We start from the raw sequence: 25,326 nt of genomic DNA on the forward strand, positions 1-25,326 counted from the left end.
GTAATAGGCCAACGTCTATGTTGAACCGGGCGCGCGCGGGCGTGGGCGTGGACGTGGGCGCGGGCTGGGGCGCGGGCTGGGGGCGGGGCCGGCGGCGGGGGGCTGGTGGTGGGTTTGCTGGGTTGGGGTGCGGGGTCAGGCGGGGGAGCCGAGTGAGGTGGAGATGCGGTCGGCGGAGGCGCGTACCTCGGCGCCGAGTGCGGACACCCGGTCGTCGGGCAGCTCCAGCACCAGCGCCGATGCGCTGACCGCGCCGATCACCGCGCCGTCGGCCCCGGCGACCGCTGCCGCCACGCAGCGCAGGCCCGGCTCGTTCTCCTCGTCGTCGACGGCGTACCCGTCCACGCGCACCCGGTCCAGCGCCGCGAGCAGTGCTTTCATGCTGGTCGCGGTACGGGGCGTGTGCCGGGGCAGGCCGGTGCGGGCCGCCAGCTCGCGTACCGGTGCGGCGGGCAGGCGGGCCAGGATCGCCTTGCCGATGGCGGTCGAGTGCAGGTCGAGGCTCTGCCCGATCCGCGACCGCATGTCGTACGGCTGCGGCCCGGCGATCTTGTCGGCGTACACGGCGCGGTCGCCGTCGCGCAGGCCCAGGTGGACGGTGAAGCCGGTGCGGTCGCGCAGTGCCTGCAGTTCGGGGCGGGCGGTCCGGGCCGGGTCCAGCGTGCCCATGACCCGCCCGGCCAGCGCCAGCACCCGGGGTCCGGGCAGGTAGCCGCCGTGCCCGTCGGCGGCGGCGAACCCCCGCGCGACCAGGGACTGCAGGATGCGGTGCACCGTCGACTTCGGCAGCCCAGTGGCGACGGCCAGGTCGGCCAGCCGCTCGTGCCCCGCCAGCGCCTCCAGCACCGACAGCACCTTGTCGGCGGCACCGCCCGCGTTGCCGCTGCTGGTCATGCCGAGCAGCCTATCGGTCCGGGGGTCGCCACCACACCGCGCCCGGTGCCGCCGCGGCGGCAGCGGCCGCACTTAGCATCGACGTCGGCCTATAACGAGGAAAATGAGTCGATCGACTTCTTCGTGACAGGCCAGTATCGATGCGGGGCGCGCGCGGGGCGGCCGGGCGGGCGGGTCACGCGGGCGGGTCACGCGGGCGACGGTACGTCCGCCCCGGTCCGGGAGCGCAGCCACTCGACCCAGCCGTCCACTCCCTCACCCGTCCGGGCGCTCAGCCGCAGCGTCCGGGCGCCCGGGTTCACCGCGCGCACGTTGGCCAGGAACGCGTCCAGATCGAAGTCCAGGTACGGCAGCAGATCGATCTTGTTGATCAGGACCAGCTCCACCGACCGGAACATCACCGGATACTTCAGCGGCTTGTCCTCGCCCTCGGTGACGGCGTACACCATGGCGCGGGCGGCCTCGCCGACGTCGAACTCGGCCGGGCAGACCAGGTTGCCGACGTTCTCGATCAGCAGCAGGTCGAGGTCGGCCAGGGGCAGCCGGGGCAGCGCGGAGCGGACCATCGGCGCGTCCAGGTGGCACTCGCCGCCGAACCCGTCGCCGGTGTTGACCAGGGCGATCGCCGCGCCGAGCCCGCCCAGCCGGTCGGCGTCGAGGCTGGTGTGGATGTCGCCCTCCAGCACCCCGACCCGTACGCCGTCCAGCCGTCGCAGGGTCTGGCGCAGCAGCGTCGTCTTGCCCGCGCCAGGGGAGGACATGACGTTGACCGTGTGCACGCCGTGCGCCGCGAAGTCGGCGCGGTTGGCGGCGGCGGTGCGGTCGTTCTCGCCGAAGATGTGCTCCAGCACCTGGATCCGCTGCGCGCCGGTGGCGTAGCCGCTGTGGTCGTGGCCGGTGCGGTCGTGCGGTTCGTCGTGGCGGTGCTCGGTGCCGTCGTCGTGGCGGTGGAACCGGCCCATCGTCATACCTCCGCGAGGTCGAGGGCGAGCAGCAGGAACTCCTCGCCGGTGAGCACGGTCAGCGAGAAGCCGCCGCAGCCGTGGCAGACGAACAGGGGCGGGTGCGGGTCGATCCGGCTGACGTGGCCGCAGTCGGCGCAGGTGACGGTGGCGTCCACCGTCTCGATCTCCAGCCGGGACCCGGCCAGGGCGGTCTCGGCGGTGACCATCGTCCAGCAGAAGGCGAGGGTGTCCGGGACGATCTGCCGGAGCCGCCCGATGCGCAGGCTGATCGTGGTGACGGGGCGGTCGCCCGCGCGCCGGTTCACGAGTTCGGCCAGCGCTCCGCACACCGACAGCTCATGCATGGGCGGCCGAAGCGGGCGAAATGTCCAAAAGGCTCATCGTGTGCATGTCTACCCGCTCCGGGGGCCTCCGGCAATCACTGACACGTGAAATGGCAGTACGTTGCGCGTCCTGGGTGCCAGGGCGGAGACCATGGGGCAGCGGTGTGACAGAGAATCTCCGTGCGGCCTGTCGATTTCGCGGGGCGCGTTCGACGTACCGGTGCAAGGTCCGGAACTCGAAGCAGGAAGGCAGTTCACCATGGCCCAGTACGCGGTTCTGATCTACGCCGGCGACTCCGCCCACCGCTCGGACGCCACCGCCCAGGACACCGCGCCGCACGACCGGCACGCCGAGGAGCTGGAGCGCTCCGGCGCCCTGCTCGCGGCGTACGCCCTGACGCCCAGGGACCTGGCCACCTCGGTCCGCGGCGACGTCGTCACCGACGGCCCGTTCGTGGACGCCAAGGAGATCGTGGCCGGCTTCTACCTCCTGGAAGCGCCCGATCTCGACGCGGCGCTGGCCATCGCCCGGCTGAACCCGGCGTGCCGGCTGGGTGGCGGGGTCGAGGTGCGGCCGGTCGCCGGTGGCGGCTTCGTGCGGCACCCGGCTGGATGAGCGGGCAGTCGGCCGCCGCGGCGGCCGTCGCCGACGCGCACCGCCGCGAGTGGGCCCTGGTGCTCGCCGCGACGGTGCGCACGGCCGGGGACCTGGACCTGGCCGAGGAGTGCGTGCAGGAGGCGTACGCCGCGGCGCTGCGCAGCTGGCCCCGCGACGGCGTGCCGGGCAACCCGGCGGCGTGGCTCACCACGGCGGCCCGGCGCCGGGCGATCGACGTGATCCGGCGCGAGCTGGCGCTCCGGTCGAAGCTGCCGCTGCTGGTCGAGCCCGAGGAGGCCGCGGCGGACGGGGCGCCGGACCGGCTGCTCGACGAGGAGGTCGAGGAGCCTGGCGACGCGGTGCCCGATGAGCGGCTGCGGCTGGTGTTCACCTGCTGCCATCCGGCGCTGGCGCCCGAGGCGCAGCTGGCCCTGACGCTGCGGCTGGTGTGCGGCGTGCCGACCGGGGACGTGGCCCGGGCGCTGCTGGTCTCGGAGGCGACGATGGCGGCGCGGATCACCAGGGCGAAGAAGAAGATCTCCGGGGCCCGCATCCCGTACCGGGTGCCGCGCCCGGCGGAGCTGCCGGACCGCCTGCGCGCGGTGCTCGGGGTGATCCATCTGCTGTTCACCACCGGGCACACCGCGCCCTCGGGCGCCGAGCTGGTCCGCGCCGGCCTGGTGGAGCGCGCCCTGCACCTGGCCCGGATGCTGCGCGAGCTGATGCCCGACGAGCCGGAGGTGCGCGGGCTGCTCGCCCTGCTGCTGGCCACCGACGCGCGCCGGGCCACCCGGGTGGACGCCGCGGGCCGGCTGCTGCCGCTGGAGGAGCAGGACCGTGCCCGGTGGGACCGCGCTGCCATCGCCGAGGCGCACGAGCTGGTGGTGGCCGGGCTGCGCGGCGGGATGCCCGGGCGGTACCTGCTGCAGGCGGCGATCGCGTCGCTGTACGCGCAGGCGCCCTCGTACGAGGCGACCGACTGGGCGCAGGCCGTGCTGCTGTACGACCGGCTGCTGGCGGTCTGGCCCTCGCCGGTGGTCGCCCTGAACCGGGCGGTGCCGCTGGCCATGGTCGCCGGCCCCGAGGCGGCGCTGGCGCAGGTCGAGTGGCTGGAGCGGGAGCCGGGCCTGGCGGCCTACCAGTACCTGCCGGCGGTGAAGGCCGATCTGCTGCGGCGCTGCGGACGGGCGGCCGAGGCGCGGCAGGCGTACGAGCGGGCGCTGGCCCTGACCGCGAACGAGGCCGAGCGGGCGTTCCTGCGCGACCGGCTGGCCGCCGTCGGCTGAGGTGCCCGGCCGCTGAAGTGGCAGGTCAGGCGGCATACCACCGGATTGGAGGGCAGGTGTGTAGTCGGACGGCTGCGGTGGGTCAAATTTCGATAACACGATCGGACAACCGTGGCATCTCGGACGGGCAGGGGTTGTAGCCTGGCCGCCCCCGGCCTAGGTTTGTCGCCACGCGCCGGTGACCTGGGCAAACCCGGCGCCGAGAGGTGGGGTCGGCCGTGTGGCACGATGAGGCGCTCGTCGAACGGTGGCACGTCGCCACGGGACCGGACCTGCAGGACGAGATCGTCCGCCGGTTGCAGACCGGCGAGCCGCTGGACGGGCTGCCGCTCGAGCGGGTGGACGGCCGCTGGGACCTGCGCGGCCTCGGTGTGCCGCACGTGCGCAGCATCGAGCCCGACCTCCGCGAGCCGATGCTCGGCGGCACCTCGTACACGTTCGAGTTCGCGGCGCTGCCGACCGAGGTCGAGCTGCAGGGGCGGCACCTGGCCGACCTGGACCTGCGCGGGGCGCACCTGCCCCGGCTGCGGCTGTTCAGCTGCGTGCTCGACAACTGCCGCTTCGACGGCGCCTACCTGACCGGCCTGCGGATGTGGGCGACCGACGTGATCGACTGCTCGTTCGTGGCGGCCGAGCTGGGCCGGTCCTCGGTCGGCGGCTGGTATGCCAACCGGCCCAACCGCCTGCGCGGCGTGGACTTCAGCCACGCCGACCTGACCCGCCTGGGCTGCGGCGTGGCCGGGTTCACCGACGTCGACTTCTCCTACGCCCAGCTCGCCTGCACCAACTTCTGGCAGGCCAGCCTGGTGCGCTGCACGTTCGCGGGCGCCCTGCGCGAGGTGGTGTTCGACGGCCGGGTGCTGGAGCGCGACCGCAACCTCGGCCCCAACCCGATGCTGGACGTCGACATGGGCCGGGTGACCGCCTTCGACGATGTGGACTTCCGGGGCGTGAACTTCGACCGGGTCACCCTGCCCGCGGGCCTGGATCTGCTGGTGGTGCGGGACCCGGCGCGCATCGACGCGGGCATCGCCCGGCTGGAGGGCTGCGACGAGCAGTCCGCGCTGGTGGCCCTCGGGCGGCTGCAGTACCTGCGCCGCTTCATGGGCGTCAACGGCGGCAGCGACCAGGCCCTGCTCGACTTCGGCGCGATCGCCGACGGGGCGGCCGCCGAGCTGCTGCGCTCGCTGCTGGCGGGCTGATCGGCCACTCGCCCGCCGCGCGGGTGTCGCCGGGCCGTGGCACACTGTCGGCTCGCGGACACAAGGATGTCTCGCGACCGTCACCCCCACGGAGGAACAGTGGACCTGTCCACTCTGCAGGCTCAGCAGACGCTCGTCGTCAAGCAGCGCTTCACCATGATGATCAACCGGTACGAGGTCCGTGCCGCCACCGCCGACGGCTCCGACGGCGCCATGCTGGCCTTCGTCGAGCAGAAGCGGATGAAGCTCAAGGAGGAGGTGACGCTGTTCAGCGACGACACCAAGACCGCGGTGTTCGCCGCGTTCAAGGCCCGCAGCGTGATCGACCTCGGCGCGACCTACGACATCAAGGACCACAGCGGGACGCCGATCGGCCTGTTCAAGAAGGACTTCGCCAAGTCGCTGCTGCGCTCGACGTGGCACCTTGAGGGGACCGACGGGTTCCGGGCGACCGGCCAGGAGCGGAGCATGTTCGTGGCGCTGCTGCGCCGCTTCTCCGACATCTCGTTCCTGCCGTACCACTTCGACTTCGTCGCGGGCGACCGGCCGATCTTCTCGGTGGAGAAGAAGTTCAAGCTGTTCCGGGACAAGTACACGGTCACCATCCACGACCCGCAGGCCGACCGCCGCCTGATCGTGGCGATGGCCGTCGCGCTGGACGCGCTGCAGGGCCGCTGACCTGATCCTCGCGTGGCCCGGCCGGGTTCCGGTCGGGCCACGCGGCCGTTCAGGCGCCGGTGACGCCGTCGACGCCCTCGCGCAGGAGGTCGGCGTGGCCGTTGTGCCGGGCGTACTCGTGGATCAGGTGCAGCATCACCATCCGCAGCGACACGTCCTCGTCCCAGCTCCTGCTGAAGCCGGTCACGTCCAGCGAGGCCGCCTCGCGCTCGATGCGCCGCGAGTGCTCGACCTCGGCCTGCCAGGCGGCGAACGCCTCGGCGCGGGTGGCGCCGGTGGCGTCGTACGCCACCTGGAAGTCGCCGCTGTCGGACCAGACCAGGCCGATGTCCTGGCCGTCGATGACGCGGCGGAACCAGGCCCGCTCCACCTCGGCCATGTGCCGCACCAGCCCAAGCAGCGACAGGGTGGACGGCGGCATGGAGCGCAGGCGCAGCTGCTCGTCGTCCAGGCCGTCGCACTTCCAGGCCAGCGTGGCGCGGTGGTAGTCGAGGAAGGCGCGCAGCATCTCGCGCTCGTCGGCGGTGGCCTTCGGGCCGATGCGTTCGGTGGTCATCGCACGTGTCTACCAGCAGCGGGCGTTTATCAAGATCGCAGGGTCGCCGGAACGGGGGATCGATCCCGGCGTCCGGCTGCGGCAGGCTGAGCGACAAGTCCGAAACAAACGGACGAAAGGTCCAAAAAGAAAGGCTACCGCCATGACCAAGGTACGACTCGCCGTCCTGCTGGCCGCCGCGGCGCTCGGGGCCACCACGATGGCGGCCCCCGCGGCGGCCGCCGACACCTACGTCTGCGTCGTCGTCACCCAGGCGCCGCCGCTGCCGCCGGTGCGGACGGTGGCGGTGGTGCGGACGAGCAGCCTCGCCATGGCGATGAGGCTGGCGCCGGTCCTGACCGGAGCGGTGGGCCCGGTGCTCCGCGTCAACTGCGCCCTGGCCGGGGGCGACGAGTAGCCCAACCCCTGGGGCGGCTGTCGCGACGGCCGCCGGGGCCCGGCGCGCGCGTGGGCGAGCGCGCGCCGGGCCCGCACCCGGGCGCACATGTCCGCACACATGCGCGCCCGGTGCAGTATGTGGCCGCAGCCCATGTGATCGTCCGGCGCCGAAACCTAGGTTCTGGACTCATGACGGCATCACCTATGGCGCAGCGCCATGTCGTACACCTCGACCTCACCGGCCGTACCGCGATGGTGACCGGCGCGGGCAGCGGCATCGGCCGCGCCTGCGCGGTCCGCCTGGCCGCAGCGGGCGCGCGGGTGATCGCCGTCGACCGCGACGCCGCCGCGGCCGCCGCCGTGGCCGCCGAGACCGGCGGCATCGCCGCTGGAGTGGACCTGTCCGATCCGGCCGGGCTGGACTCGCTCGACGGCGCGGTGGACGTACTCGTCAACTGCGCCGGGCTGCAGCACGTCGCGCCGGTGCAGGAGTTCGCCGCCGAGCGCTTCGGCTACATCCAGAAGGTCATGGTCGAGGCGCCGTTCCGGCTGGTCGGCAAGGTGCTGCCGCACATGTACGGCAACGGCTGGGGCCGCGTCGTCAACATCTCCTCGGTGCACGGGCTGCGCGCCTCGGCGTACAAGTCGGCGTACGTGGCGGCCAAGCACGGGCTGGAGGGCCTGTCCAAGGTCGTCGCCCTGGAAGGGGCCGCGCACGGGGTCACCTCCAACTGCATCAATCCCGCGTACGTGCGCACGCCGCTGGTCGAGGGCCAGATCGCCGACCAGGCCCGCGCGCACGGGCTGGCCGAGTCCGAGGTGATCGAGAAGATCATGCTGGCCCGTGCCGCGATCAAGCGCCTGATCGAGCCGGAGGAGGTCGCGGAGCTGACCGCGTACCTGTGCACCCCAGCCGCCTCGTTCATCACCGGCGCCTCGATCGCCATGGACGGCGGCTGGACCGCGAACTGATGCGCGTGGCAAACTCGGTCGCCATGTCGGGCGCGGAGTTCCTTGAGCTGCTGTCGCGCGAGGCCGCGGCGGTCGAGTTCGAGGGTCCGCTGGTCGCCGCGCGGGCCGCGGGCGCGTCCCCGGAGCGGCTGGCCGAGCTGGAGGACGCCAAGATCCTGGCGCTGCGGGTGCGCGGGCTGCTGGAGCGCCGCCGCCAGCGCGAGATGGAGCTGACCGGCCTGTACGAGACCGCCGGCGACCTGGCCGGCCTGCGCGACCTCGACGCGGTGCTGCGCGCGATCGTGCACCGGGCCCGGCGGCTGCTCAACACCGACATCGCCTACATGACGCTCAACGACGACGAGCGCGGCGACACCTACATGCGCGTCACCGACGGCTCGGTCTCGGCCAAGTTCCAGGTGCTGCGACTGCCGATGGGCACCGGGCTGGGCGGCCTGGTGGCGCAGACGGGCACCCCGTACGCCACCGCGAACTACATGACCGACATGCGGTTCCAGCACAAGGGCGACATCGACAGCGGGGTGAGCGAGGAGGGCCTGGTCGCGATCCTGGGCGTACCGCTGCGGCTGGGTTCGCGCGTCATCGGCGTGCTGTACACCGCCAACCGCTCCGCCCGCCCCTTCGCCCGCGAAGAGGTCGCGCTGATGGTGTCGCTGGGCGCGCACGCCTCGGTGGCCATCGACACCGCCCGCCTGATCACCGAGACCCGCGCCGCGCTGGAGGAGCTGTCGGCCGCCAACGCGGTCATCCGCGCGCACAGCGCCTCGGTCGAACGCGCCGCCGCCGCGCACGACCGGATGACCGGCCTGGTGTTGCGCGGCGGCGGCGTCGAGGACGTGGTCGCCGCGGTCACCGAGGTGCTCGGCGGCGACCTGGTCGTGCTCGACCCCGACGGCCGCCCCGTCGCCGCCGTCGGCGGCCTGGGCGAGCTCGAACCAGCCCGGGTCGCCGAGGCCCTGTCCGCCTCCCGCCTGGAGGGCCGCGCGGTCCGCCGCGACGGCCTGTGGGTCGCCGCCGTCGTCGCGGGCGCCGACGACCTGGGTGCACTCGTCCTGCGCCCCGAACGCGAACTCGTCGACGCCGACCAGCAGATCCTGGAGCGCGCCGCCCTGGTCACCGCGCTGCTCACGCTGTTCCGCCGCGCCTCGTCGGAGGCCGAGGGGCGGGTACGCGGGGAGCTGCTCGACGACCTGCTCGCCGAACCCGTACGCGACCCGGCCGCGCTGCGTGAACGCGCCCGCCGCCTGGGCGTCGACCTCGACGCCCCGCACGTCCTCGTGGCGGTACGCGCCGACACCGGCCCCGGCCAGCCGCGCGGCCGGGCACTGTCCTGGGCGGGCACGTACGCCTCGGCCCGTACCGGCCTGGCGGCCGTCCGCGACGGCTGGGTGGTGCTGCTGCTGCCCGGGGCCGAGCCGGGTCCCGCCGCGCAGGCGGTGGTCCGCGAGCTGACCCGGGTGCTGGGGCGCCCGGTCACGGCCGGTGGCGGCGGTCCGGCCGGCGGCTCGGGGACCATCGGGGCGGCGTACGCCGAAGCCGTCCGCTGCGCCTCGGCGCTGATCTCGCTGGGGCGCACCGGTGAGGGTGCGGGCAGTGCCGAGCTGGGCTTCGTCGGCCTGCTGCTCGGCGCGGTCAGCGACCGCGACGGCGGCGACGTGCAGCAGTTCGTCCGGCACACCATCGGCGCGATCGTCGACTACGACACCCGCCGGGGCACCACCCTGCTGGCCACGCTCGAGGCGTACTTCGGCTCCGGCGGCAGCCTCGCCCGCGCCGCCGAGCGCCTGCACGTCCACGTCAACACCGTCACCCAGCGCCTGGAGCGCGTCGGCAATCTGCTCGGCGCCGACTGGCAGACCCCCGCCCGCTCCCTGGAGATCCAGCTCGCCCTGCGCCTGCACCGCCTCCGCAACCTCTGACCAGAGGTAAGGAAGGGACCCCTCTTATCGCAATCAGTAGTAGAAGGGCCCCTTGTTAACCACGGGTTGCCGCGCGATGCGGCGGTGACCTGTTGGCGACATGAAGTAGCTCGGCGGATGGGGCGCGCACCATTCTGTACGGCATGCGGACGAGATGGATGGTTACGGGTATGGCGGCGGTCGCCGCGCTGGCGATGTCGGCCTGCGGCCCGGATGGGACGGGTGCCACCGGCGCCTCCCCGGCGGCGGGAGCCTCGGCCGGGACCGGGGCGAGCCCGGCCGGCGGCGGCTCGGGCGACCGCGACAGCTGCCTGACCGGCACCTGGCAGGTCGACGTCGACGACATGGCCGAGCAGGCGGCGGCCATGATGGCGCAGCTGAAGGCGAAGGGCGACGGCACGGGCTCGATCACCCTGACCTTCGGCGAGAAGATGACCATCAAGTACGACGCGAACATCGCGATCGTCGTGCCGATGAGCGCCGAGCTGACCATGAAGGTCGACTCGAAGTACACCGGCAGCGCCGTCAGCTCCGACTGGACCTCCAAGGGCGGCAAGATCGCCGGGACCATGCCGACGAACGACGTGAAGATGGACATGAAGGCCACCATCGCCGGCAAGGAGGCGCCGATGACGCAGGTCCCCTTCAAGGGAGCGCTCGACCTGAGCCAGGGCGCCCTGGCCTACACCTGCTCCGGTTCGACCGCGACTCTGGCCGGTCCCAGCGTCACCTGGCACCTCAAGAAGGCCTGAGCCGCCGCCCCGTTAAGAAGGGCCCCTTCTGCTACGGAAAGCGAGTGGAAGGGGCCCTTCCTTGCGCCTGAAGTGGCGTAGTGCACACGGGGAAACTTTGCGCAGTGTGCAAAGGCGGTGGCAAGGTCGAAGTCATGCACCCCGCCCACACCCCCCGCCACCTGCGCATGGGCCACCGCGAGATCCTCGAGTCGCTCAGCGGCCTCCTGCTCGTGCTGTTCGTCGCGATGATCAGTTCCACCATCGTCTCGACCGCGCTGCCGCGCATCATCGGCGAACTCAACGGCACCCAGACGCAGTACACCTGGGTGGTCACCGCGACGCTGCTCGCCGCGACCGCCACCACCCCCATCTGGGGGCGGCTGTCGGACATGTTCGGCAAGAAGCTGCTGGTCATGGTCGCCATCGCGATCTTCGTGGCGGGGTCGCTGCTCAGCGGGTTCGCGCGGGACACCAGCCAGCTGATCGCGTTCCGGGCGGTGCAGGGCATCGGCGTGGGCGGCCTGCAGGCGCTGGTGCAGATCGTGATCGCCTCGATGATCCCGCCTCGCGAGCGCGGCCGCTACAACGGCTACCTCGGCGGCGTGATGGCGGTCGCCACGCTGGCCGGGCCGCTGCTGGGCGGCCTGATCGTGGACACGTCGTGGCTGGGGTGGCGCTGGTGCTTCTTCGTCGGCGTACCGATCGCGGCGCTCGCCTTCGCGCTGCTCTGGTTCACCCTCGACCTGCCCCGGGCGCCCCGGGTGAAGACGAAGATCGACTACCTGGGCGCGCTGCTGATCACCGCGGGGGTGAGCACGCTGCTGGTCTGGGTGTCGTTCGTCGGCGACTCGTTCGCCTGGCTGTCCACCCAGAGCTACGCCATGGTCGGCGGCTCGCTGGCCGTGCTGGCGCTGGCGGTATGGGTCGAGCTGCGCGCCGAGAGCCCCGTCGTCCCGATCACCGTCATCGCCCGGCGGGTGCCCGCCCTGGCGATCCTCGCCAGCCTGGCTGTCGGCATGGCCATGTTCGGCGGCTCGGTCTTCCTCGGCCAGTACTTCCAGATCGGCCGCGGCTACAGCCCCACCGAGGCCGGGCTGCTGACCATGCCGATGATGCTGGGCGTCGTCATCTCCTCGACCATCAGCGGCAAGATGGTCACCAGGTCCGGCCGGATCAAGCCGTACCTGGTGACGGGCACGATCGTGCTGGTCGCCGGGTTCGCCGGGCTGTCGTTCATCGACCACACCACCCCGCTGCCCGCGATCGGCGCCGGGATGCTGCTGGTCGGCCTCGGCGTGGGCATGACCATGCAGAACCTGGTGCTGGCCGTGCAGAACACCACCGAGCGCAAGGACCTCGGCGCCGCCACCGGCTCGGTGACCTTCTTCCGCTCGCTCGGCGGCACCATCGGCGTCTCGGTGCTCGGCGCGGTGCTGGCCGACCGGGTGCAGTCGATCATCGCCGCCCACCTGGCCGCCGCCGGGATGCCCGCCGGTTCGGGCGGCGGCTCGCTCAACCTGGCCGCGCTGCCGCCCGCCGCGCAGGCCATCGTCCGCGAGGCGTACGGCGACGCCACCGGGCACGTCTTCCTGATCTCGGCCGCCGTGGCCCTGGTCGGCGTGCTGGCGGCGCTGGCGCTGCCCACGATCGTGCTGCGGTCCACCGTCGACGTCCCGGCCGCCGGCTCGTCCGCCCCGAACACCGGCTCCCACACCGAGGCGGCGCGGGCTGGGCGGCCCGGGGCGGTCGCGCCCGCGCCCGCGCCGGTGGCGCACCCCGGGTTTGCCCCGCGCCAGCCGGGGCCCGCGGGGCCGGGTCCGGCGCCGCGCGCGACCCAGGCGCACGCGTACCGGCCTGCCGGATACACCCCGGCGCACCGGCGCGGCGGGCCGGCTCCGCTGGCGGGGGTCCACGCCGCCGGCACCGGGTTCGACGGGTCCGAGGCGGGTCACCCGCGTCGCGGCGGCGACTGGCAGCCGTGACCTCTGTCGATGTCCGGAAGCCGACCGGTCGCCGAGGAGAACCGATAAAACCTGACATTTCCTTGTAGCTTGTAAGGGTCCGCGGCTCAGGGAGGAACGATGTCAGACACGCTGGTCACCCCCATTCCCGCCTACCCGTTCGGCAACGACGGCCCCGAGCCGAGACTGCCCGACTTCGGCCAGGAGGGGGTCGGCCGGGTGCGGCTGCCCACCGGGCAGGAGGCCTGGCTGTTCACCCGGCATGAGCACCTGCGCGAACTGCTGCGCAGCCCTGACTTCTCCAGTGACTTCAGCCGCCCCGGGTTCCCGCAGATCCGGCCGATGCCCAAAGAGGCGCCGCAGCGCGACGGCTCGTTCATCCGGATGGATCCGCCCGAGCACACCCGGTTCCGCCGGATGCTCACCCCCGAGTTCATGATCAAGCACATCCGGACGCTGGAGCCGTTGATCCGGCAGACCGTGCTCGGGGCGCTGGAGTCGCTGCGGGCGGCCGGCAAGCCCGCCGACCTGGTCGAGCACTTCGCCATGCCGGTGCCGTCGATGGTCATCTGCCACCTGCTCGGGGTGCCCTACGCCGACCACGAGTTCTTCCAGCAGCGCAGCCGGGTGCTGCTGGCCTGGGCCAGCACGCCCGAGCAGGTGCAGACCGTCATCGAGGAGCTGCGGGAGTACCTGGTCCGGCTGATCGCCGAGAAGCGCCGGAACCCGGGCGACGACATGATCAGCCGCCTGGCGGCCGAACGGGTCGAGACCGGCGAGATGACCGAGCGGGAGCTGGTCGGCCTGTCGGTGCTGCTGCTCGTCGCGGGGCACGAGACCACCGCCAACATGATCGGGCTCAGCACGCTGGTCATGCTGCAGCACCCGGCCCAGCTCGAACGGCTGCGCCAGGACCCGGCCCTGATCGACGACACGGTCGAGGAGCTGCTGCGCTACCTGACCATCGTGCGCACCGGCCTGACCAGGGTCGCCGTCCGCGACACCACGGTCGGCGGGCACCGCGTGGGGGCGGGCGAGGGCGTGATCGGGCTGCTGTCGGCCGCCAACCGCGACGAGGACGTGTTCACCGACGCCGAGCGCTTCGACCTGGCGCGCGGCTCGCACCAGCACATGGCCTTCGGGTTCGGGATCCACCAGTGCATCGGGCAGCCGCTGGCCCGCGCCGAGCTGCGCATCGCGCTGCAGGAGCTGTTCAACGGCCTGCCGGAGCTGGCGCTGGCGGTCGACCCGAGCACCGTCGAGTTCCGCGATGCGGTGGTGTTCGGGGTGCGCAGACTGGAGGTCACCTGGTGAGCGGAGCGCTGCGGGTCGCCGTGGACCGCGAGGCCTGCTGCGGGTCGGGCAACTGCGTGCGTACCGCGCCGGAGGTCTTCGACCAGGACGACGCCGACGGCCTGGTGCTGCTGCGCCGGTCCGAGCCGGCGCCGGGGGACTGGGACGCGGTACGGCAGGCGGCCTACAACTGCCCGGCGGGCGCGATCGCGGTCGCCGGGCCCTGAGAGCGGCCCGCACCGCCGGCGACGGCTGTCGGACCGGTGGGCGAGGATGCGTCCATGACAGACGTACTCGCGCGGATCGAGGCGACGCCGTGGCTCGCCGAACTGCTCGCCCGGCGCTTCGACTTCGACCTGGCCCGCACCGATCCGGCCGAACCGGTCCACCTCGCCGGCGGTGAGCCGCTGACCCCGATCGCGGGCGACGCCTCCGGCGGCACCTTCCTGCGGACGCCCTCGGGCGCGGTCGTCTACGCGGGCTCGGAGGGCGAGGGCGGGCTGATCGCGCACGACCTGCGCGACGCGCTGGCGCTGGTCGTGGGCCTGCCGAGCCTGCACGACGCGCTCGCCGTGCCGTTCGGCGAGGAGCTGCTCCGCTCGCTGGCCGAGGCCGACGAGGAGATCCGCCAGGACGACGCCCACGACCCGGGCGGGCAGACGCTGGACGAGGCGCGTGCGCTGGCCAGGCAGGCACTCGACCTGCCCCCGGCGGACGGGCTGCTGGCGGCGCTGCACGCGGCGGCCGCCGACGAGGCGTACCGGCCGATCAGCGAGCACGGGCCGTACGATCCGATGCTCGGCTGACGGCCGCGCCGCTCAGCCGAGCAGCTGCCGGATCCGCCGGACGCCCTCGGTCACGGCGTCCGCGCCGACGGTGTGGCAGAGCCGAAACCAGCCCGGCTCGGTCGCGTGGAACACCTCGCCCGGCGTCAGGCTGACCCGGGCGCCGTCGACGAGCCGCCGCCACAGCTCCCGCTCGCCCGCCGCGTCGTCGCGGGCCAGCCACGGCCGCAGGCTGGTCCATACCGAGAAGCCGGCCTGTGCCGGGGCGAACGCCAGCCCGGCGGCGGTCAGCTCGGCGGTGACCCGCGTGTAGGAGGCGGACAGGCGGCGGCGGTGCTCGTCGAGGAAGTCGGCCAGCCAGCCCTTGTCGTCGAGCAGGTCCGCGAGCAGCCACTGGGTGTCGGTGGAGACCGGCGCGAAGTAGGCCAGCTCGCGGACCGCGTCGCGCACCCGCGCACCGCGCGTGTGCAGCACGCCCACCTTGAGGCCGGGCAGTCCGAAGTCCTTGGCGAAGCCCCATACGACGTGGACCCGGTCGGGGTCGATGAGGTCGCCGGTCAGGTCGAGGGCGCTGGTGAACGGGGTGCTGCCGAACACGGAGTTGGCGTAGATCTCGTCGGCGACCAGGTCGAGGTCGAGTCCGGCGCAGACGCGGGCCAGCGCGGTCAGCTCGCCGGCCGGATACACCCGGCCGAGCGGGTTGTGCGGCGAGGTGATGGCCAGCGCCCGTACCGTGACACCCCTGTCGCGGGCCCGGCGGACGGCCTCGGCGACCGCCGCGGGGCCCGGGGTCAGCCCGTCGCCGGGGCCCGGCGCGACCGGGACGAGCACGGCGCCGGAGCGGCCGGTCAGGTCGGTGTCCAGCGCGCCGTAGTAGGGCACCGGCACCACGATCGCCTCGCCGGGGTCGCACAGGGCGGTGGCGATGACGTCCAGCGCGCCGGTCGCGCCGCTGACGATGACCAGGTCCTCCGGGTCTACCGGCACGCCCCGGGTGGCGGCCAGGAACCGGGCCACGTTCTCCCGCAGCCGGGCGGTGCCGTGCAGCGGCGCGTACCGGGTGTCGGCGGCCTCGACCGGGCGGGCCGCCCGCAGCCGTGGTGCCAGCAGGTCCCAGAGCAGCCGGTTCTCGGCGGTGCCCAGGTTGACGTAGCCGCGCGGGTTGGTGCCGGGGTGGTACGGGTCGGCCTCGGCCGCGAAGTGGGCGACCGCGATGGCCGGTGTCCCGGCGACGAGCCGGGCGGACTGCTGCGAGACCATCAGGCGGCTCCGGGCTGGAAGAGGCCGGGGGCGAGCCCGAGGCCGAACGAGGCGTCCAGGACGGCGCCGTGCAGGGTGGCGGCGTCGGCCGTGCACAGCCACTGGATCAGGCGGGCGATCTCGTCGGGCTGGATGAGCCGCTGCTTGGGCAGCCGCGCCTCGAACGCCTGCCGCGCCGGCGCGTCCAGCCTGCCGAGCACGCTGGCGCCCAGCATGTTCGTCTCCACGGCGCCCGGGCAGACGGCGAAGACGTCGACGGGGGTGTGCGCGAGCTCCACCGCGAGCTGGCGCGACAGCTGCACCAGGGCCGCCTTGCTCATGCCGTCGGCCGGGTCGAACTCGGCGAACGTGGCCACCCCGCCGCCGACGCTAGCCACGTTCACGATCTTGCCGTAGCCCCGGTCCAGCATGTCCGGCACGATCTGCTGGCTGAGCCACAGCGGACCGACGCTGTTGATGCGCAGCATCGCGGCCGACCGCTCGTGGGCCGCGCCCGGCTCGTAGTCCTCCACCGTCTTGGAGCCCACGGCCGCGTTGTTGATGAGCACGTCGACCGGGCCGGGCAGGGTCGCCAGCAGGTTCTGGTGGCTGTCCCACTCGCCCTGCTGGAACTCGTACGCGGTCACCGCCAGCCCTTCGGCGGCCAGCTCGTCCACGAGCTCCTTGGCGCGCCGCGCGCCGGTGAGGTAGGTGAACCAGACGGTGTCCCCGGCCCGGGCGAAGCCGCGTACGGCCTCCCGCCCGATCCCGCTGGAGCCGCCGGTGATCAGTACGTTGCGTGTCGTCGGGGCCGTCATAGCCTGCCGCGCACCTCCCACAGCTCGGGGAAGAACCGATGATGTTGCCGGGACCTGAGGTAGCCCACGCCCGAGCTGCCGCCGGTGCCGGGCTTCGCGCCGATCTGCCGCTCCACCAGCAGCGCGTGCCGGCCGCGCCACAGGCTCCAGCCCTGGTCGTGGCCGAGCAGCCCTTCGGCGACCTGCCACAGCTCGCGGCGGCGCGGATCGCGGGCGACGTCGAGCAGGGCGTCCCGGCGCTCCAGCGGCAGCTCCACCGCGTATCCGGCGCGGCGCAGCAGGGCCAGGAAGCCCTCCCACAGGGTCGGCGGATGGGCGGGCCGGGTTTCGCCGTCGCCGTCGGCGGGCGGGCGCGGCTCCGCCGACCCGGACAGCCGCTCGATCGCGCGGAACTGGGCGGACTCGGCGCCGGAGGTGTCGGCCAGCGCGGCCCGGAACTCCAGGAACCCCTGCGGACTCAGGGTGTCCAGCACGTCGAACTGGCTCACCATGAGCCGTTCGACGACCTGGCACCGCTCCAGCAGCAGGCGCGGCCGGTAGGCGTCGCCGTCCAGCAGGGCGTCACGCGCCTCGGCCAGTTCGTGCAGCAGCAGCCGGAACCACAGCTCGTACGCCTGGTGCACGACGATGAACAGCAGTTCGTCGTGGGCGGAGGGCTGCGCCAGCGGCCGCTGCAGCGTCAGCAGCTCGTCCAGCCGCAGGTAGGCGCCGTAACTGGTGGCGACCTCGAGGTCGGCCACCTTCGCGCTACCCATCGATCAGCCCCTTGCCCGCGAACGCCTCCACCGCACCGGGCACGTCGAACACCCCGGCCGAGCGGCACATGCGCACCGTGGCGGCCGCGTTCTCGCGCAGGCGCTGCGGGCGGTCGAAGGTGTCGGCGAGCACCGTCACCGTGTCACCCGGCGCCAGCCCGGCCAGGGTGAGCGAGCGCTCCGCCGGCAGGGTGTCGAAGCGCAGGCAGTCCTCGATGAACGCGGGCAGCGCCAGCGCCGCCTGCGCGCGCCGGTTCGCATCGAGCCCGGTCCACAGCTCGTGGAAGAAGGCGGCGAAGAAGCGGTGGTGGCGGCCCTCGTCGCGGGCGTGGTCGCGGGTCAGCTCACGCACGGTGGTGACGACGCCCGGGTCGTTGGGCAGCTCGTTTAGCACCGCGGTGATCAGGGTCTCGAAGACCACGACCTGCAGCAGCTGCGCCAGCACCGGGGCGTCGGGCAGCAGCCGCGCGGCGGTGTCGTCCAGGCGCCTGGTGAATCCGCCGAAGTCCCAGCCCGGGATGGTGACGCCGGTGGCGGCCTCGACCTGCTCGGCCAGGTCGAGGCTGTAGAGGGCGTGGTAGCCCTCGTCGCAGTAGACCTTGAAGGCGTTCATCCGGGTGCGGGCGGGCAGGTGGAGACCCACCCGGTTGTTGGCGATGCGCTCGGCGCCGCGGTTGACGATCCGCGTCTCCAGATGGGTGGTCGCCAGCAGGAACTGGTAGAGGTGGCGCACGGTCAGGTCGCGGCGGGCCTCGGGCCCGAGCGCCTTGACCAGCTCGTGGTCCAGGTACGGCACCAGCTTCTCGGGGAAGTAGGCCAGGCCCTGCTCCGTCTCGTCCCGCAGCAGGCGGCGGGTCCCGCCGCGTACGCCGGCAGCGTCGTACCAGTCGCCGAATGGATCGCCAGTCATCGTTCTCCCGCCGGGCGCGTGGGTGATCACGTGCCGGGAGTCGATGCTAGGGACGGGGTCGCGGCGTTTCTACCGCCAGATTGCGCACTTCGCGGTGTCGTCCGGAGTGGACAGACCCCGCGAGGTGTGCGTGTTCAGCCCCGCCGGGCCCGACCGCGCCCGCCCCCAGACCTAGCATTGATGCTGGCCTATCTGGAGGACGGATAATCGAAAACCGTCTTCTGGATAGGCCAGCGTCAATTTCAAAGCGGCGGCGGCGGTGTGCCGCGGGAGCGGGCTGCCCCGGGGTCAGGCCTCCTGGCGGGCCGGGCGGCGCAGCCAGCCCGGCAGCGTCACCCCGATCCGGGCCAGTCCGCCCGGGAAGAAGTACACCGCCAGGATGAACACGACCCCGAGCACGAACATCGGCTGCGCCAGCGGACCCGGCAGGTCGGTGGCGTAGTCGGTGAGCTGGTAGTCCAGGAACGTGAACAGCGCCCCGCCCAGGGCCGGGCCGAACCGGCTGCCCGGCCCGCCGAGCACCACCATGACCAGCAGGGTCAGGGTCAGGTCGGAGGAGGCCAGGTGCGGCGAGGCGCCGCCGACGACCAGCACGTACACCGTGCCGCCGAGCGCGGCCAGGGCTCCGGCCAGCACGAACGACATCAGCTTGTACCGGTACGGCGACAGCCCCAGCACCCCGACCCGCCGCGCGTCGTCGCGGATCGCCGACAGCACCCGCCCGGCCGGCGACCGGCCCACCCGGTGCAGCACTACCAGCACCACCACCAGGTAGGCCAGCGCCAGCCAGTACAGGTTGACCGTGTTGACGACCCCCACCAGCGCGTCGGGCATGCCCTTCGCGATGGTGGCGCCCTCCTCGCCGCCGGTCAGCCCGCCCGGGTCACGGGCTACGATGATCGCACCGACCTGCGCGAACGCCAGCGTCACCATGGAGAACGCGATCCCGTCCACGCGCAGCGCCACCGCGCCGAGCAGCGCCGCGACGACCACCCCGGAGAGGATCGCCAGCAGCGCCGCCACCGGCAGCGCGAACCCGTGGTTCATCAGGATCACCGTCAGGTACGCGCCGATCGCGAAGTACAGCGCGTGCCCGAACGACAGCAGGCCGGTCCGGCCGAACAGCAGGTCGTAGCCTGCCGCCAGGCCCGCGAAGACCAGGCACAGCGCCAGCAGGTTCAGCGTGCCCGGCGCGTTGAACGCCTGGCCGAACGGCAGCAGCGCCAGCACCAGGGCAAGCCCCCAGGGCAACCATCGCCTCATGCTTTCGCCAGTCCTTTCGGGCGCCAGAGCAGGACGACGGCGAGCAGCGCGACCACGCACACGTCGCCGGCGCCGGAGCCGCCGTAGTAGTTCACGAACTGCTGCAGCAGCGCGACCAGGATCGCGGCGACCGCCGAGCCGGGCACCGAGCCCATGCCGCCGATGACGACCACGATGAACGCGAAGATGAGCAGCGAACCGCCGGTGCCGGGCGACACGGTGGTGAAGTAGATCCCGGCCAGCGATCCGGCCAGCGCGGCGGCGGCGCCGCCGATGGCGAACACCAGCGTGAACGCCTTGCGTACGTCGATGCCGAGCGCGGTGACCATCTCCCGGTTCTCCACCCCGGCCCGCACGATCAGGCCGTAGCGGGTGTAGCGCAGGAACGCGGCCAGCGCGACGAACACCAGCAGCGCGGCGCCGATGAGCAGGAACCGGTCGGCCGGGATGCGGGCGCCGAAGACCGGCACCACGCCCTCGACCCAGGTGGGGCGGGGGAACGGGCGCGGGTCGGCGCCGAAGACGGACTGCAGCAGCGCCACCCCGGCCAGGGACAGGCCGACGGTGACCAGCACCTGTTCGATGGTGCGCCGGTACAGCGGCCGGATCAGGATCAGCTCGACCAGCACGGCGGTGGCGACCCCGGCGGCCACGCCGACGAGCACGGCCGCCTCGACCGGCATGAAGTCGGCGGCCCACCAGGTGGCGTACGCGCCGACGGACAGGAACAGGCCGTGCGCGAAGTTGAGCACGTCGGCCAGGCCGAACACCAGCGACAGGCCGGAGGCGACCAGGAAGTACAGCGCGGCCAGGCCCAGGCCGGTGACGGCGAGCAGGACGATCGTCGACATCAGCGGCCCACCCCGAGCAGAGACGTGGTCAGCTCGGCGTCGCCGAGCAGGTGCGTGGCGTCGCCGGTCCAGGCGACGCTGCCCGCGGCGAGCACCACGGCGGTGCCCGCCAGGCGGCGTACCACCGCGAGGTTCTGCTCGACCAGCAGCACCGGCACGGTGGCCCCGACCCGCTCCAGGGCCTCGGCGACCTCGGTGACCACCTTGGGCGCCAGGCCCTTGGTGGGCTCGTCGACCAGCAGCAGCCGGTTGCGGTTCTGCAGCACCCGGCCCAGGGCCAGCATCTGCTGCTGCCCGCCCGACAGCGAGCCCGCCTGCTGCTGCCCGCGCTTGAGCAGCTCGGGGAACAGGTTGTAGACGAGGTCGAGGTCGGTCTCGCCGCGCGCGGCCAGCCGCAGGTTCTCGGTGACGGTCAGTCCGGCGAACACGCACCGGTCCTCCGGCACGTAGCCCAGCCCTGCCTGCACCCGTTCGTGGGTGCGCTTTCCGGCCAGGTCGGCGCCGTCGAACAGGACACGGCCGGTGCCCGGGTTGAGCCCGACCAGCGCCCGCATCGTGGTGGTCTTGCCGGCGCCGTTGCGGCCCAGCAGCGCGGTCACGCCGCTCGGTGCGACGCCGAAGCTCACGCCCTGCAGGATGTGCAGCCCCGACAGGTGCACGTCGAGCTCGTGTACGTCGAGGATCACAGCGCCTCCCCGAGGTATGCCTCCTGCACGACGGGGTCGGCCATGACCTCGTCGGGGGTGCCGCAGGCCAGCAGCGCGCCGTGGTGCATGACCGCCAGCCGGTCGGCCAGGTCCAGGATGACGTGCATGTGGTGCTCCACCATGATCACGGCCCGGTCGCCGGTGCCCGACACCTGCCGGATCACCTCGACCAGGGCGGGCACGTCGGCCGAGGCGACCCCGGCCATCGGTTCGTCCAGCAGCATCACGGCCGGTTCGCCCGCCAGCAGCAGCGCGATCTCCAGCACCCGCTTCTCGCCATGCGACAGGGTGCGGGCGTCGACGTCGGCGCGGGGCAGCAGCCCGACCGTGTCCAGGCACTCGTCGGCCCGGCGGGCCACCTCGCGGAACGAGTCGGCCCGCCGCCACAGCGAGCCCGAACCGCCGGATCTGGCCTGCACCGCCAGCCGTACGTTCTCCCGCACGCTCAGCGAGCCGAACACCGAGGAGGACTGGAACGTGCGCCCGAGCCCGTGGCGGGCCCGGGCGTGCGGGGTCAGGCCGGTGATGTCCCGCCCCGCCAGGTGCACCCGGCCGGAGGTGGCCGGGTGCAGTCCTGAGATCAGGTTGAACAGCGAGGTCTTGCCGGCGCCGTTGGGGCCGATGACGCCGAGGAACTCGCCGGGGTGAAGCTCGACCGTGACCCCGTCCACGATCGAGACTTCACCGATGCGCCAGGTCAGCGCGTCTGTACTGAGGACCGGCATCGGTCAGGACTTCATCGCGGCCACCGGCGGGGCGACCTCGTCCGGGTTGAGGGCCTTGACCAGCTGCGGCTGCCCGCCGACCAGCTTCACCTGGAACATCGGCTGCAGCAGCGCGTGGTCCTCCTTGCGGATGGTGTTGGCGCCCTTGATGCCGTCGAAGCTCCAGCCCTCCAGCGCGGTGATCATCTTCTCGACGTCGTCACCGGCCTGCAGCGCGTGGACGATCATCTGGGCGGCGTTGAAGCCGTCCGGGGTGAACAGGTCCAGGCCGCTGGGGATCGCCGCGGCCGCCGCCTTGGCCACCGCGTTGTCGGTCGCGCCGGGGAAGTGGTGCGACAGGAAGGAGACGGAGTCACCGGCCTTGCCGAAGGTCGGGTACGACGCCTTCTGGTCCAGCCCCGTCACGACCAGCGTGCTCTTGAGGACGTTCTGCTGCTCCAGGGCCTGCCACATGGCGCTGGCGGTGGTGCCCGCCCAGGCCACGAACAGCAGGTCCGGCTTGGCCTGGGCGATCTGGCTGGCGAACGGGGTGAAGTCCGTCGCGCTGGCCGGCACCTCCAGGGCGGTCACCGTGGCGCCCGCACCGCCGATGACGGCGGTCACCGCCGCCTCGTTGGCCTTGCCGAACGCGGTGTCCTGCGCGAAGACCAGCACCTTCTTGCCGGCCGGGTCGGCGATGAACGACTTGGCGGCCAGCACGTCCTGGTAGGACTGGCGGCCCGAGCGGAACGTGTACCGGTTGGCGCCGGTGATGCCGTCGGTCGCGGCCGGGCCGGAGACGAACAGCACCTTGTTCTGCGCGGCCAGCGGGGCCACCTGCAGCGCCACGCCCGAGGCGGTGGAGCCGGCGATGACCTTGACACCCTTGCCGATCAGGTCCTTGGCCGCCGAGACGGCCTTGGCCGGGTCGCCCGCGTCGTCGGACTCCAGCAGCTCGATGGTGCGGTCGCCGACCTTGTTGGTGCCGTTGGTGGCGTACGCCAGCCCGGCCTTGAAGCCGTCGACGTACTGCTTGCCGTAGCTGGCCAGGGCGCCGGTCTGGGAGTACACCAGTCCGACCGACACCTTTGCGCTCTGCGGGGCCGCCGCGTCCTGCGGGCTGCCGCACGCCGCCAGGGCGAGCGCCGACGCGGTGGCGAGGATGACGAGTCGCCGTTTCATATCGGGGTCTCCTTGGTTACCGTTGTGGTCCACGCCACGCTATGGACGCCGCCACCGGGCGGCCATGTGGTCCGCCACCACACCGCACCCCCCGATGGTGTGGGTCGCAGCCCATCGCGCGCGTGTGGAGAGATCCGTACGGTTGCCCCACGTGACCCTCCTCCAGCCAGACGAGTTCGACCTCGCCGTCGCGGGCGGCAGCCTGCGGGTGTGCCGCTGGCCCGGCGAAGGCCCGACTGTAGTGGCCCTGCACGGCATCACCGCCAACGCCCTGTCCTTCGCGGTGCTCGCGCAGCAGCTCGGCGGGGCCGTGGACCTGGTCGCCCCGGACCTGCGCGGCCGGGCGGGCAGCGCGGACCTGCCCGGGCCGTACGGGCTGGCCGCGCACGCCGCCGACGTGGCGGTCCTGCTGGACCACCTCGGGGTGGAGCGGGCGGTGCTGGTCGGGCACTCGATGGGCGGGTTCGTCGCGGCGCTGACCGCGGTCATGCACCCGGACCGGGTGTCGGCGGTGCTGCTGGTCGACGGCGGGGTGGCGTTCGGCCTCCCGGTCGGGGTCGACATCGACGCGCTGCTGCTGGCGGTCATCGGCCCGGCGATGAAGCGGCTGTCGATGGTGTTCCCGACCGTGGACGGCTACCTGGACTTCTGGTCGGAGCATCCGGCGCTGGGGCCGTACTGGTCGGCGGCGATCGAGGCGTACGCGCTGCGGGACCTGCGCGGCGACCGCTCCTCCTGCAACGTCGAGGCGATCCGGGCCGACGCGGCCGACACGCTGGTGCACGAGCCGACGACCACGGCGTACCGGACGGTGAGCTGCCCGATCGAGGTGCTGTGGGCGCCGCGCGGGCTGATGGACGAGCCGACCGGGCTGTACCGGGCCGAGACCCTGGCCGGGGTGCCGAACGAGCTGGTGCCCGACGTCAACCACTACACGATCGTGCTCGGCGAGCAGGGCGCGGCTGTGGTGGCCGACCACATCCGCAAGCTGGCGCTTCGCTGATCAGGTTGTGACCGGCGCCACATTCGGCGCCCGGAACATGTGGTTAGCACCCATTTCGGGAAGGTCAGCGGCGGTCGTAGTTTCCGGGCCATGACCCGTCCCCGCTGGTACACCGCCCTACTGTCCGGCGTCGCGGCCCTGGCCGCCGCGACGGCCGCGACCGCCGCCGCCATCGCGCCCGCCCAGGCCGCCGCGACCCTGACCCAGGTCACCGGCTTCGGCAGCAACCCCGGTGCCCTGTCCATGTACGCCTACCGGCCCACCGGCCTGCCCACCGGTGCCCCGCTGGTCGTGGCGCTACACGGCTGCACCCAGACCGCCAACGACTACTTCGCCAACTCCGGCTGGCAGAAGTACGCCGACCTGTACGGCTTCGCCCTGGTGCTGCCGCAGCAGAGCTCGGCCAACAACACGAACTCCTGCTTCAACTTCTTCCAGCCCGCCGACACCACGCGCGGGCAGGGCGAGGCGCTGTCGGTCAAGCAGATGGTCGACTACGCCAAGACGAACTACGGCTCCGACGCCGCCCGGGTGTACGTGACCGGACTGTCGGCGGGCGGGGCGATGACCTCGGTCATGCTCGCCACCTACCCCGACGTGTTCGCGGGCGGGGCGGTGGTCGCCGGGCTGGCCTACCGCTGCGCCACCGACACGTCCAGCGCCTACACCTGCATGTACGGCGCGGTCAGCAAGACCCCGACCCAGTGGGGCGACCTGGTCCGCAACGCCTACGCCGGGTACGCCGGGCCGTGGCCGAAGGTGTCGGTCTGGGCGGGCAGCTCCGACCCGACCGTGGTGCCGGCCAACGCCGACGAGCTGCGCGACCAGTGGGTCAACGTGCACGGCGTCAGCACCACCGCCACCGGCACGAGCGCGCTGCCCGCGAGCACGACCCGCACCGTGTACGGGACCGGCCAGGTGATCACCTACCGGGTGCAGGGCATCGGGCACGGGACGCCGGTCGACCCGGGCAGCGGCGTGGAGCAGTGCGGCAACGCGGCCGCCTACTTCCTGGACTCCATCTGCTCGTCGTACCGCATCGCCCTGGACTGGGGCCTGGCCACCGGCGGCCCGGCGCCGTCCCCCAGCGCCTCGACCGCTCCGAGCCCCGCACCCAGCGCTTCGGCCTCGCCGAGCGCGTCGCCCAGCCCCAGCCCGACCAACCAGCCGTGCTTCACGGCCAGCAACTACGCCCACACCACGGCCGGGCGGGCCCACCAGAGCGGCGGCTACACCTACGCCAACGGCTCCAACCAGGCCATGGGCCTGTGGAACGTGGCGATAACCCACACCCTGCGGCAGACCGCCCCCAACTACTACGTCCTGGCCGACGGCCAGTGCTGACGTGAC

General features: G+C 72.9%; 27 protein-coding genes. 14 read left to right on the forward strand and 13 right to left on the reverse strand.

Features of this window, described 5'->3' with window-relative positions; all coding sequences use genetic code 11:
- Positions 1-135 precede the first annotated feature (135 nt).
- The 3 genes from QEZ54_RS33410 to QEZ54_RS33420 form a co-directional block, all read right to left on the reverse strand.
- Positions 136-894, reverse strand: coding sequence for an IclR family transcriptional regulator (locus tag QEZ54_RS33410; protein WP_281308765.1), 759 nt, complete (start codon positions 892-894; stop codon positions 136-138).
- A 188-nt stretch (positions 895-1,082) separates the two neighbouring features.
- Positions 1,083-1,856: a hydrogenase nickel incorporation protein HypB gene (gene hypB / locus QEZ54_RS33415; RefSeq protein ID WP_281308766.1), complete on the reverse strand. Its 774-nt coding sequence runs from the start codon at positions 1,854-1,856 to the stop codon at positions 1,083-1,085.
- Positions 1,857-1,858: 2 nt separating this feature from the next.
- On the reverse strand, positions 1,859-2,203 hold the full coding sequence (locus tag QEZ54_RS33420; RefSeq protein WP_281308767.1) for a hydrogenase maturation nickel metallochaperone HypA: 345 nt from the start codon (positions 2,201-2,203) through the stop codon (positions 1,859-1,861).
- 238 nt (positions 2,204-2,441) lie between these two features.
- Between QEZ54_RS33420 and QEZ54_RS33425 the strand changes: the two genes are divergently transcribed.
- The 4 genes from QEZ54_RS33425 to QEZ54_RS33440 all read left to right on the forward strand — a co-directional run bounded on the left by QEZ54_RS33425 (position 2,442) and on the right by QEZ54_RS33440 (position 5,946).
- Positions 2,442-2,798: a YciI family protein gene (locus QEZ54_RS33425; RefSeq protein ID WP_281308768.1), complete on the forward strand. Its 357-nt coding sequence runs from the start codon at positions 2,442-2,444 to the stop codon at positions 2,796-2,798.
- 59 nt (positions 2,799-2,857) lie between these two features.
- On the forward strand, positions 2,858-4,066 hold the full coding sequence (locus QEZ54_RS33430) for a DUF6596 domain-containing protein (protein WP_281308818.1): 1,209 nt from the start codon (positions 2,858-2,860) through the stop codon (positions 4,064-4,066).
- Positions 4,067-4,284: 218 nt separating this feature from the next.
- On the forward strand, positions 4,285-5,268 hold the full coding sequence (locus QEZ54_RS33435) for a pentapeptide repeat-containing protein (RefSeq protein WP_281308769.1): 984 nt from the start codon (positions 4,285-4,287) through the stop codon (positions 5,266-5,268).
- 66 nt (positions 5,269-5,334) lie between these two features.
- Positions 5,335-5,946 carry a hypothetical protein gene (locus tag QEZ54_RS33440; protein WP_281308770.1) on the forward strand — a complete coding sequence of 204 codons (612 nt, stop codon included), beginning with the start codon at positions 5,335-5,337 and terminating at the stop codon, positions 5,944-5,946.
- A 49-nt stretch (positions 5,947-5,995) separates the two neighbouring features.
- On the opposite strand, the gene QEZ54_RS33445 is transcribed toward QEZ54_RS33440, so the two are convergent.
- Complete coding sequence (locus QEZ54_RS33445; RefSeq protein WP_281308771.1) at positions 5,996-6,502, reverse strand: DinB family protein; 507 nt, start codon at positions 6,500-6,502, stop codon at positions 5,996-5,998.
- Between the two features lie 142 nt (positions 6,503-6,644).
- On the opposite strand from QEZ54_RS33445, the gene QEZ54_RS33450 reads away from it, so the two are divergent.
- The 8 genes from QEZ54_RS33450 (at position 6,645) to QEZ54_RS33485 (ending at position 14,565) form a co-directional block, all read left to right on the forward strand.
- The gene (locus tag QEZ54_RS33450) at positions 6,645-6,899 is read left to right on the forward strand and encodes a hypothetical protein (RefSeq protein WP_281308772.1); all 255 of its coding nucleotides are present in this window, start codon (positions 6,645-6,647) and stop codon (positions 6,897-6,899) included.
- 170 nt (positions 6,900-7,069) lie between these two features.
- The gene (locus tag QEZ54_RS33455; RefSeq protein ID WP_281308773.1) at positions 7,070-7,852 is read left to right on the forward strand and encodes a 3-hydroxybutyrate dehydrogenase; all 783 of its coding nucleotides are present in this window, start codon (positions 7,070-7,072) and stop codon (positions 7,850-7,852) included.
- 23 nt (positions 7,853-7,875) lie between these two features.
- Positions 7,876-9,771: a helix-turn-helix domain-containing protein gene (locus tag QEZ54_RS33460; RefSeq protein WP_281308819.1), complete on the forward strand. Its 1,896-nt coding sequence runs from the start codon at positions 7,876-7,878 to the stop codon at positions 9,769-9,771.
- A gap of 143 nt (positions 9,772-9,914) precedes the next feature.
- The gene (locus QEZ54_RS33465; RefSeq protein WP_281308774.1) at positions 9,915-10,523 is read left to right on the forward strand and encodes a hypothetical protein; all 609 of its coding nucleotides are present in this window, start codon (positions 9,915-9,917) and stop codon (positions 10,521-10,523) included.
- 134 nt (positions 10,524-10,657) lie between these two features.
- Positions 10,658-12,487 (forward strand): MDR family MFS transporter, encoded by a 1,830-nt coding sequence (locus QEZ54_RS33470; RefSeq protein WP_281308775.1) that lies wholly within the window; start codon positions 10,658-10,660, stop codon positions 12,485-12,487.
- 99 nt (positions 12,488-12,586) lie between these two features.
- Positions 12,587-13,780, forward strand: a complete 1,194-nt coding sequence (locus tag QEZ54_RS33475; protein WP_281308776.1) for a cytochrome P450 — start codon at positions 12,587-12,589, stop codon at positions 13,778-13,780.
- Positions 13,777-13,986 (forward strand): ferredoxin, encoded by a 210-nt coding sequence (locus QEZ54_RS33480; protein WP_281308777.1) that lies wholly within the window; start codon positions 13,777-13,779, stop codon positions 13,984-13,986. The genes QEZ54_RS33475 and QEZ54_RS33480 overlap by 4 nt, the downstream gene beginning before the upstream one ends.
- 54 nt (positions 13,987-14,040) lie before the next feature.
- A complete protein-coding gene (locus QEZ54_RS33485; RefSeq protein ID WP_281308778.1) occupies positions 14,041-14,565 on the forward strand; it encodes a hypothetical protein in 525 nt (174 codons plus the stop codon).
- Between the two features lie 12 nt (positions 14,566-14,577).
- Here QEZ54_RS33485 and QEZ54_RS33490 read toward each other — a convergent pair whose 3' ends face one another.
- From QEZ54_RS33490 to QEZ54_RS33530, 9 genes are all read right to left on the reverse strand, one after another.
- Complete coding sequence (locus tag QEZ54_RS33490; protein ID WP_281308779.1) at positions 14,578-15,804, reverse strand: aminotransferase class I/II-fold pyridoxal phosphate-dependent enzyme; 1,227 nt, start codon at positions 15,802-15,804, stop codon at positions 14,578-14,580.
- Complete coding sequence (locus QEZ54_RS33495) at positions 15,804-16,601, reverse strand: SDR family NAD(P)-dependent oxidoreductase (RefSeq protein ID WP_281308780.1); 798 nt, start codon at positions 16,599-16,601, stop codon at positions 15,804-15,806. Before QEZ54_RS33495 ends, QEZ54_RS33490 begins: the two co-directional genes overlap by 1 nt.
- Positions 16,598-17,356 carry a tryptophan 2,3-dioxygenase family protein gene (locus QEZ54_RS33500; protein WP_281308781.1) on the reverse strand — a complete coding sequence of 253 codons (759 nt, stop codon included), beginning with the start codon at positions 17,354-17,356 and terminating at the stop codon, positions 16,598-16,600. The genes QEZ54_RS33495 and QEZ54_RS33500 overlap by 4 nt, the downstream gene beginning before the upstream one ends.
- Complete coding sequence (locus QEZ54_RS33505; protein WP_281308782.1) at positions 17,349-18,266, reverse strand: diiron oxygenase; 918 nt, start codon at positions 18,264-18,266, stop codon at positions 17,349-17,351. Before QEZ54_RS33505 ends, QEZ54_RS33500 begins: the two co-directional genes overlap by 8 nt.
- Before the next feature lie 288 nt (positions 18,267-18,554).
- Positions 18,555-19,529: a branched-chain amino acid ABC transporter permease gene (locus QEZ54_RS33510; protein WP_281308783.1), complete on the reverse strand. Its 975-nt coding sequence runs from the start codon at positions 19,527-19,529 to the stop codon at positions 18,555-18,557.
- A complete protein-coding gene (locus QEZ54_RS33515; protein WP_281308784.1) occupies positions 19,526-20,380 on the reverse strand; it encodes a branched-chain amino acid ABC transporter permease in 855 nt (284 codons plus the stop codon). The genes QEZ54_RS33510 and QEZ54_RS33515 overlap by 4 nt, the downstream gene beginning before the upstream one ends.
- Positions 20,380-21,066, reverse strand: coding sequence for an ABC transporter ATP-binding protein (locus QEZ54_RS33520; RefSeq protein WP_281308785.1), 687 nt, complete (start codon positions 21,064-21,066; stop codon positions 20,380-20,382). The genes QEZ54_RS33515 and QEZ54_RS33520 overlap by 1 nt, the downstream gene beginning before the upstream one ends.
- Complete coding sequence (locus QEZ54_RS33525; RefSeq protein WP_281308786.1) at positions 21,063-21,812, reverse strand: ABC transporter ATP-binding protein; 750 nt, start codon at positions 21,810-21,812, stop codon at positions 21,063-21,065. The genes QEZ54_RS33520 and QEZ54_RS33525 overlap by 4 nt, the downstream gene beginning before the upstream one ends.
- 3 nt (positions 21,813-21,815) lie before the next feature.
- The gene (locus QEZ54_RS33530; protein ID WP_281308787.1) at positions 21,816-22,973 is read right to left on the reverse strand and encodes a substrate-binding domain-containing protein; all 1,158 of its coding nucleotides are present in this window, start codon (positions 22,971-22,973) and stop codon (positions 21,816-21,818) included.
- 151 nt (positions 22,974-23,124) lie between these two features.
- Here QEZ54_RS33530 and QEZ54_RS33535 point away from each other — a divergent pair, with 151 nt between their 5' ends.
- Together QEZ54_RS33535 and QEZ54_RS33540 are read left to right on the forward strand one after the other, a co-directional pair.
- The gene (locus QEZ54_RS33535) at positions 23,125-23,976 is read left to right on the forward strand and encodes an alpha/beta hydrolase (protein ID WP_281308788.1); all 852 of its coding nucleotides are present in this window, start codon (positions 23,125-23,127) and stop codon (positions 23,974-23,976) included.
- A 90-nt stretch (positions 23,977-24,066) separates the two neighbouring features.
- The gene (locus QEZ54_RS33540) at positions 24,067-25,320 is read left to right on the forward strand and encodes a PHB depolymerase family esterase (RefSeq protein WP_281308789.1); all 1,254 of its coding nucleotides are present in this window, start codon (positions 24,067-24,069) and stop codon (positions 25,318-25,320) included.
- Positions 25,321-25,326: the final 6 nt, after the last annotated feature.

It is taken from the genome of Catellatospora sp. KI3 (genome assembly GCF_029948125.1).
GTDB lineage: Bacteria > Actinomycetota > Actinomycetes > Mycobacteriales > Micromonosporaceae > Catellatospora.

Excerpts from the sequence above, each read along its gene's own strand:
- QEZ54_RS33475 (WP_281308776.1), top strand. The coding sequence starts at position 12,587 with ATGTCAGACACGCTGGTCACCCCCATTCCCGCCTACCCGTTCGGCAAC.
- QEZ54_RS33420 (WP_281308767.1), bottom strand. The coding sequence starts at position 2,203 with ATGCATGAGCTGTCGGTGTGCGGAGCGCTGGCCGAACTCGTGAACCGG.
- QEZ54_RS33515 (WP_281308784.1), bottom strand. The coding sequence starts at position 20,380 with ATGTCGACGATCGTCCTGCTCGCCGTCACCGGCCTGGGCCTGGCCGCG.
- QEZ54_RS33450 (WP_281308772.1), top strand. The coding sequence starts at position 6,645 with ATGACCAAGGTACGACTCGCCGTCCTGCTGGCCGCCGCGGCGCTCGGG.
- QEZ54_RS33410 (WP_281308765.1), bottom strand. The coding sequence starts at position 894 with ATGACCAGCAGCGGCAACGCGGGCGGTGCCGCCGACAAGGTGCTGTCG.
- QEZ54_RS33495 (WP_281308780.1), bottom strand. The coding sequence starts at position 16,601 with ATGACGGCCCCGACGACACGCAACGTACTGATCACCGGCGGCTCCAGC.
- QEZ54_RS33530 (WP_281308787.1), bottom strand. The coding sequence starts at position 22,973 with ATGAAACGGCGACTCGTCATCCTCGCCACCGCGTCGGCGCTCGCCCTG.
- QEZ54_RS33525 (WP_281308786.1), bottom strand. The coding sequence starts at position 21,812 with ATGCCGGTCCTCAGTACAGACGCGCTGACCTGGCGCATCGGTGAAGTC.
- QEZ54_RS33460 (WP_281308819.1), top strand. The coding sequence starts at position 7,876 with ATGTCGGGCGCGGAGTTCCTTGAGCTGCTGTCGCGCGAGGCCGCGGCG.
- QEZ54_RS33440 (WP_281308770.1), top strand. The coding sequence starts at position 5,335 with ATGTCTCGCGACCGTCACCCCCACGGAGGAACAGTGGACCTGTCCACT.
- QEZ54_RS33455 (WP_281308773.1), top strand. The coding sequence starts at position 7,070 with ATGACGGCATCACCTATGGCGCAGCGCCATGTCGTACACCTCGACCTC.
- QEZ54_RS33425 (WP_281308768.1), top strand. The coding sequence starts at position 2,442 with ATGGCCCAGTACGCGGTTCTGATCTACGCCGGCGACTCCGCCCACCGC.
- QEZ54_RS33510 (WP_281308783.1), bottom strand. The coding sequence starts at position 19,529 with ATGAGGCGATGGTTGCCCTGGGGGCTTGCCCTGGTGCTGGCGCTGCTG.
- QEZ54_RS33490 (WP_281308779.1), bottom strand. The coding sequence starts at position 15,804 with ATGGTCTCGCAGCAGTCCGCCCGGCTCGTCGCCGGGACACCGGCCATC.
- QEZ54_RS33465 (WP_281308774.1), top strand. The coding sequence starts at position 9,915 with ATGCGGACGAGATGGATGGTTACGGGTATGGCGGCGGTCGCCGCGCTG.
- QEZ54_RS33485 (WP_281308778.1), top strand. The coding sequence starts at position 14,041 with ATGACAGACGTACTCGCGCGGATCGAGGCGACGCCGTGGCTCGCCGAA.
- QEZ54_RS33445 (WP_281308771.1), bottom strand. The coding sequence starts at position 6,502 with ATGACCACCGAACGCATCGGCCCGAAGGCCACCGCCGACGAGCGCGAG.
- QEZ54_RS33505 (WP_281308782.1), bottom strand. The coding sequence starts at position 18,266 with ATGACTGGCGATCCATTCGGCGACTGGTACGACGCTGCCGGCGTACGC.
- hypB (WP_281308766.1), bottom strand. The coding sequence starts at position 1,856 with ATGGGCCGGTTCCACCGCCACGACGACGGCACCGAGCACCGCCACGAC.
- QEZ54_RS33470 (WP_281308775.1), top strand. The coding sequence starts at position 10,658 with ATGCACCCCGCCCACACCCCCCGCCACCTGCGCATGGGCCACCGCGAG.
- QEZ54_RS33540 (WP_281308789.1), top strand. The coding sequence starts at position 24,067 with ATGACCCGTCCCCGCTGGTACACCGCCCTACTGTCCGGCGTCGCGGCC.
- QEZ54_RS33500 (WP_281308781.1), bottom strand. The coding sequence starts at position 17,356 with ATGGGTAGCGCGAAGGTGGCCGACCTCGAGGTCGCCACCAGTTACGGC.